This window comes from Neoalteromonas flava, from assembly GCF_002807685.1.
Taxonomy (GTDB): Bacteria; Pseudomonadota; Gammaproteobacteria; order Enterobacterales; family Alteromonadaceae; genus Alteromonas_E; species Alteromonas_E flava.
The window spans coordinates 1-6,020 of sequence record NZ_PEAX01000016.1; the positions used below are offsets into that span (position 1 = coordinate 1).

Consider the following 6,020-nt stretch of genomic DNA (forward strand, 5'->3'; position numbering starts at 1 on the left):
GGTTTTGGTTATTATTTACAGTAAAGTCATGTGCGCTTATCGTAGTAGCATGGTTTTTCATTTTCCCGCCATTAAAAAAAGGATTTCTTCGTGGTAGCCAAGGCACCTAACAATCGCATTAAAACTCGCTTCGCTCGCGCGGACATCTACCTGTGGGCTCGCGCTGCACGCGATTTTAGCCCACAGCTAGCTGCCCTTTATGCGGGGCGTTATAGGCCTTAGATGTTGAAATTGCATTTTGCTCTCATTCTTAGTTTGTTTTTGTTTGCTTGTGTAAGCAAACCTAAGCAACAGCTCTTGGGTTCATGGCAATTTATTGAGATTGGTGAAGATTTCAAAGACACTAAGTTTTGTACTTTTGAGTCCGTTGGCGGTTTTACCTGCACCATTCATGAAATCGGTTTTTCTGGTGGCTTAGGTGAAGCAGTCACATATAAAATGACGGGTAGTTGGCTTTTAGATGGTGATTCATTGAAGCTTTCGTTTTCTCGGTCGTATAGCCCTGAAAAAAAGGAAAAATCAGTGTATTTAGTTGTTCAATCAAAACGAAGTTTAATGACACTCAAAAGCTCTAATGGAAATCTAGAAGAGTGGCATCGAGAAGGCGGCCTATAACAAGCCCATTAACGCGCTGGGACACTTACCTGTAGGCTCCCTCCGCTTCGCTCCGTATTTTAGCCTACAGGTAATTGCCCCTTATGGGGGTGTTATAAGGCAAGGGAATGATTCGATACCTCTTAATTTTGACTGTTAGTCTAATGCCTTTGGCATCTCTAGCTTGCTCCTGTCACCTAGGATCAGCCAAAGAGAAGTTCGAAATGTTTGATTCTGTTTTTGTTGGCAAGGTGGTAGATATTCAACAGAAGGGAACAACTAACCAGTTCAACGAGGCCGAGGTTTTAGTCAATTTTCAGCAAATCATGAGATTTAAAGGAAAAGACGAAGATACTGTTTTGGATACTAATATTAATGGTTCAAGCTGCACTGGCTATTGGTTCAAAAAAGGGCAAACCATGTTAATTTATGCCAGTGAAATTAATGGTAAATTAGATGTAATGTGGTGTGGCGGAGTTGTTGTCAAAGAAGAAAGCCCACAACAGTTTGCCCTTGAGCTGGACGAACTTAAGGTTGTTTCCGGCAATGCCTTATAACAAACAAATTATGGCACTCGCTGCCGCTCGTTGGGACGCAAACACGTGCGCGGCTTCGCCATTATTGCACACGTGTCTGCGCCCCATATTTGGAAGTTATACACCAAATTAGGAATACAAAATGAACAAGGATGAAATAGAAGCAAAAGCTCTTTACGACGACATTCAAAAGAAAGAAGCTCTGCTAAATCAATTTGAGAAATTGAAGCCGAGCATAAAAGAAACACTTTTAAGAAACTTGGGCTTTATTGCAGTGTTCGCATTTTTACTCTGGATGTTTCCTGAGCTTTTTGAACAGCCTGTACTGTACGCATTGCTATTGATGATTGTTGCAGTTAGTGCAGAAACTCACATTGAAAGTAAGAGAATTCATGACCGCATAGATATACTCCAAAGGCTAATGAAACAGTGATGTATAACAAGTCAATCAAGCTCACTCCCTGCGGTCGTTGGGACAAATACGTGTGCGGCCTCCTCAGATTATGCCACACACATATTTGCCCCTTATTGGGGTGTTAGCACCCTTATGGAATTCACTACCTTTTTTGATGTAACTCAATCTAATTTATCCTACGGCTTTTGGTTTAGCGTGGTTATAGCTTCCATTATGTTCGTTTTAGGTGTTGGCTCTATTGCAGGCAAATTATCTACTTCACTTTTTAAAACATCTCGTTCTTTCGAGATAATTTGGGGGATTGGAGCTACTTGTCTATCGGGCTTTATACTGTACTTTTTAATCAGCTCAGTTATTGACCAAAAGAATGAAATTCCAACTGAAAATGTGGCGATCATAAGTGGCAAAATTGAAAGTTTCCGAACGATTAAACGCCATTCCGACCTTTTCGAATTTCGGCTAGATACTGGTCACACATTTAGAACCAATGGATTAAGTAAACAAGTCCCGCGAATAGGGCTGCCCGAAGGGACAATAGTCAAAATTTGGTATAGTCTCAGAAACAATGAAATTCTCATTCTTCAAATCGAAGCAAATCAATTTGCTGCTCTTAAAGAGCAAATAAAACAATTTAAGGATGATTGCATAAACTATGGAAAGTGCTAACAATCGCATTAAAACTCGCTGCGCTCGTGCGGACATCTACCTGTGGGCTCGCGCTTCACGCGATTTTAGCCCACAGCTAGCTGCCCTTTATGCGGGGCGTTAGGCCCATGATTAAGTTTATCCCACTTTTTATTTGTTTCCTGGCTGCTTGTTCGCCCAAAAGTCAGTTGGATCCAGTATTTGAGAATACGTGCTATGGCGGGGACTTCTCTCAGAACCTTTATGGTAAATCACCTTCATATTCTGCGGCTCTAGATTTGGAGGTTGAAGAGTGGTCTTTACTCACTAATTCGCTTAAAGAGTTTGCAAGCCAGCACAAACTAGAGTTTTTTGACAACGGAAGGATGTCAAAACAACTAAAAATGTTGTCGACATCGGTTTGCTCAAGCTCTGGCATTTTTATATACGCATCTAAAAGAGTTTGGAAAATTGGGGATAGTCCGGAACACGACCCTCTTCCTTTGTTGGTACAAATGACCGTTTACAAAAATAATAAAAATGCAGATTTAATTAGAGAAAACCTTAATACTTTGCTTCAAGAAACATGGGGTGAAAAAGTAGACTTAAACCATGGTATTTCAAGCACATTTAATGACTCACTTTTATAAACCCGAGGAAGGGCCTAACAAACCGATCAACACACTCGCTTCGCTCGCTGGGACGCCTACTTGCTGCGGCTTCGCCATTTTCGCAGCAAGTATTCGCCCGTTATCGGGGCGTTAGGTTTACTCTATTTGCATGCGTTTATTCAAAGAAAAATTTTGGTTTCTTGTTGTCGCATTGATTATCTTCTTCGCTATGCTAGGGATTGTGATTCAACTCTCCATATTTACTGGCCAAAAGATTGGAACACTGAATGCTAAAATTAGATCCATTCAGTCTAAAGCAGAAGCTGGTATGGGGCGTGGACTTAGCCTGAATGACTATGCTATTGCCTACACCGAATCCGGCGAAAAGATTAGTATTAGGTGTCATTCTTATTGCAAACTTAATACTGTAGTAGAGGTTACAATTTATAAGCCGCTAATCGGTAAAGATTTAAATTATGTGTATGAGTAAACCTAACAATCGTTTTAATTCGCCCACGTTGGGCGTGGGCTGGGACACAAACATGCAGGCTGCTTCGCAGTTTAGCCTACATGTTTGTGCCCCTTAAACGGGGCGTTAGAAACCATTTCGCTTTTAGCTTAAGCCGTATCAACTTCTGCACGTTCTTCACCATCAACTCTTCGGTTAACACACCAAGCGAATGTTAACTTTTTGCTGCGCACACAACGCGGTTGTTTGCCGCCTTTCTGCATCGACAGTTCATTTAAGGCCGTCGCCTGTTCGAGCTATTTTTCAATCAAACAACTTCAGTTGCTGCTTCGTTAAAGTGTTTTATCTCAAAGGCAGTTTTTAGGTCGCCCTACCCTCGTCTAGGCTCAATGGCTTGTTTTATTTAAGTCCAAGTCGTATTCTGCAACTCAGGTTTTTCAAGGACGAGTGGCCTTTCCTAATGTCAATTTCTAACAAGCCAATCAAGCTCGCTCCTTGCAGTCGCTGGGACAACTACGTGTACGGCCTCCTGAAATCGTGCCGCACACTTCGTTGCCCCTTATCGGGAAGTTAGGTAGCTCTGTGGATTTATACAATAAACTTTTAAATAGCTTTGAAGGTGAAGACGAACTTGGGGTCGTAATTCGTGCGCACATTGTTATTGAACAATTTCTAAATGAACTACTTCGAGGGCTAATTGTTAATCCCAAATATCTTGAAAAAATGAACTTGGACTATAGTCAAACTGTGCAATTAGCAGTAACACTTGGATTAGATGCAAGGTTTTATCCTGCACTCAACTCACTTGGAAAATTAAGGAATGATTTTGCTCACAACTTGATTCCAAATATCTCAAAACAAGCAGTGAACAACCTATACAAGGCACTTGACGAAGATACCAAAGCTATACTCAATAATGGTGTGTCTACTATCTGTAAGGATGATGGCACAAGGTATAAGCATAAAGAACTGTCATATAGACAGCAGTTTATTAATATTGCAGCTGTACTCGGCGCAGCACTTCAAAAGGCATGTAAAGAAGCGGGTAACTCAACCTAACAAACCAAGTCAGCGGGACAATTACATGCAGGCTCCCGTCACTTCGTTCCGTATTTTAGCCTGCATGTACTTGCCCCTGCTTGGGGCGTTATAGGTCATCAATGAAACTTCGATTTTTAATTTTCTTTTTAGCCGTTTTCTCTTGCTGTTCCAACGCTTTCCAACCATCTCTGGTACATCAGCATTACACAGTATGGGAAGGCGTTCTTCCCGAACCATATAATACTATCTATTGTGAAATTCGCTTGAACGCTGAAACTGACGATATTGAAACATTGAATATTGTTATTGGCGGTAAAACGATCGACTTCAACGATGAAGATCTTGCAAAACTGAAAGGCGTAGAATTGGGAACTTTACAATTCTTACAAGAAATGTATCGTTCTGAAGATAAACCTTCTGAACCTTTGATGGAAGGTTTCCAAGACTGGCTCTATTTAACTGTAGAAGTCGGTCCTAAATATCGTATCTCTTGGGAAGAGAATGGTAAAACTCGGTACCACTGGGGTAAAGATATCGCAACAATAATGATAACCATGGGAAATCATGGTTCGATTCGTATAGATAAGCTTGAGCCACCTCTGCAATGACCTATAACAAACGTTTCAATTCGCCCATGCAGGGCATGGGCTGGGACACAAACATGCAGGCTGCTTCGCAGTTTAGCCTACATGTTTGTGCCCCTTAAACGGGTGTTAGGTTTCATTCTTTATGACTAGGTTATTATTCGTTTGCAGTGAAAATCGACTACGCAGCCCAACGGGTGAAGAGGTCTTCTCAGCATATGACAATGTTGAAGCCATTGGTTGCGGTACAAACAAAGATGCTGAAACGCCAATATCAGGTGATTTGGTCGAGTGGGCGGACGTCATCTTAGTCATGGAAAAAACACATAAAAATAAAGTCGCGAAAAAGTATAAGGAATTACTTCAAGGTAAACGTTTAGTCTGTCTGGATATCCCAGATAACTATGACAGAATGCAGCCTGAATTGGTTCGTATTTTACAAAACAGGGTTCCAAAGTATGTGCGGTTGTAGCAAACCTAACAAACGCATCAAAACTCGCTGCGCTCGCGCGGACATCTACCTGTGGGCTCGCGCTGCGCGCAATTTTAGCCCACAGCTAGCTGCCCTTTATGCGGGGCGTTAGGCACCAAGTCAAGGACGGCGAATGTTTCAAAGAAGCTTATTGATTTTTCAGGTTTTGCTTGCAGTTATATATTTCTCTGCGGGCCTTAGTAAGCTCTTTCAAGGCTTCCCCAATATCATTGGCCCTGTGTGGTTAATTCAGGAACTTGCAAAATACAATCTCGCAACGTTTGGTTACTTCATTGCCTTATCTCAAGTCGTCATTGGGTTCATTTTGTTTTTCCCTAGGTTGCGCCTCGTAGGAACAATCATGCTATTACCTATGCATCTGTGTATTACCGTTATTCCTATTTCTTTAGGCTGGCAAGGGACGCCAATAATCAATTTAGTCTTACTCTTTATGATTTTGACACTTCTATACGACGACAAGGCTAAATTGATTACCTTAGTTAAAAGCAATGGTGCAAATCAATTCTCAAAGCATTACGCTGTGTATTGGTGCAGTTTTGCTTTATTCTGGTTAGCAGCTTTATTTTTAAAATACGGTTTTCCGTAATGGTGCCTAACAATCGCATTAAAACTCACTTCGTTCGCGCGGACATCTACCTGTGGGCTCGCGCTGC

10 protein-coding genes are annotated in these 6,020 nt (G+C 41.5%); all 10 read left to right on the forward strand.

The features are described from left to right. Window positions 1-222 precede the first annotated feature (222 nt). Window positions 223-615 carry a hypothetical protein gene (locus CSH92_RS16795; protein WP_100658810.1) on the forward strand — a complete coding sequence of 131 codons (393 nt, stop codon included), beginning with the start codon at window positions 223-225 and terminating at the stop codon, window positions 613-615. Between the two features lie 203 nt (window positions 616-818). After that, window positions 819-1,151: a hypothetical protein gene (locus CSH92_RS16800; RefSeq protein WP_100658811.1), complete on the forward strand. Its 333-nt coding sequence runs from the start codon at window positions 819-821 to the stop codon at window positions 1,149-1,151. 121 nt (window positions 1,152-1,272) lie between these two features. After that, entirely contained in the window at window positions 1,273-1,563 is a 291-nt protein-coding gene (locus CSH92_RS16805; protein ID WP_100658450.1) for a hypothetical protein, read from the forward strand. A 114-nt stretch (window positions 1,564-1,677) separates the two neighbouring features. Beyond that, entirely contained in the window at window positions 1,678-2,211 is a 534-nt protein-coding gene (locus tag CSH92_RS16810) for a hypothetical protein (protein ID WP_100658812.1), read from the forward strand. A 107-nt stretch (window positions 2,212-2,318) separates the two neighbouring features. Beyond that, window positions 2,319-2,819, forward strand: a complete 501-nt coding sequence (locus tag CSH92_RS16815; RefSeq protein WP_124916996.1) for a hypothetical protein — start codon at window positions 2,319-2,321, stop codon at window positions 2,817-2,819. Window positions 2,820-2,949: 130 nt separating this feature from the next. After that, complete coding sequence (locus CSH92_RS16820) at window positions 2,950-3,270, forward strand: hypothetical protein (protein WP_100658814.1); 321 nt, start codon at window positions 2,950-2,952, stop codon at window positions 3,268-3,270. A 561-nt stretch (window positions 3,271-3,831) separates the two neighbouring features. Then, the gene (locus tag CSH92_RS16825; RefSeq protein ID WP_100658815.1) at window positions 3,832-4,308 is read left to right on the forward strand and encodes a hypothetical protein; all 477 of its coding nucleotides are present in this window, start codon (window positions 3,832-3,834) and stop codon (window positions 4,306-4,308) included. Window positions 4,309-4,409: 101 nt separating this feature from the next. Then, entirely contained in the window at window positions 4,410-4,898 is a 489-nt protein-coding gene (locus CSH92_RS16835) for a hypothetical protein (protein ID WP_124916997.1), read from the forward strand. Between the two features lie 121 nt (window positions 4,899-5,019). Continuing rightward, a complete protein-coding gene (locus CSH92_RS16840) occupies window positions 5,020-5,346 on the forward strand; it encodes a low molecular weight protein tyrosine phosphatase family protein (protein ID WP_100658818.1) in 327 nt (108 codons plus the stop codon). Between the two features lie 133 nt (window positions 5,347-5,479). Beyond that, entirely contained in the window at window positions 5,480-5,953 is a 474-nt protein-coding gene (locus CSH92_RS16845) for a hypothetical protein (protein WP_100658819.1), read from the forward strand. Window positions 5,954-6,020 lie beyond the last annotated feature (67 nt).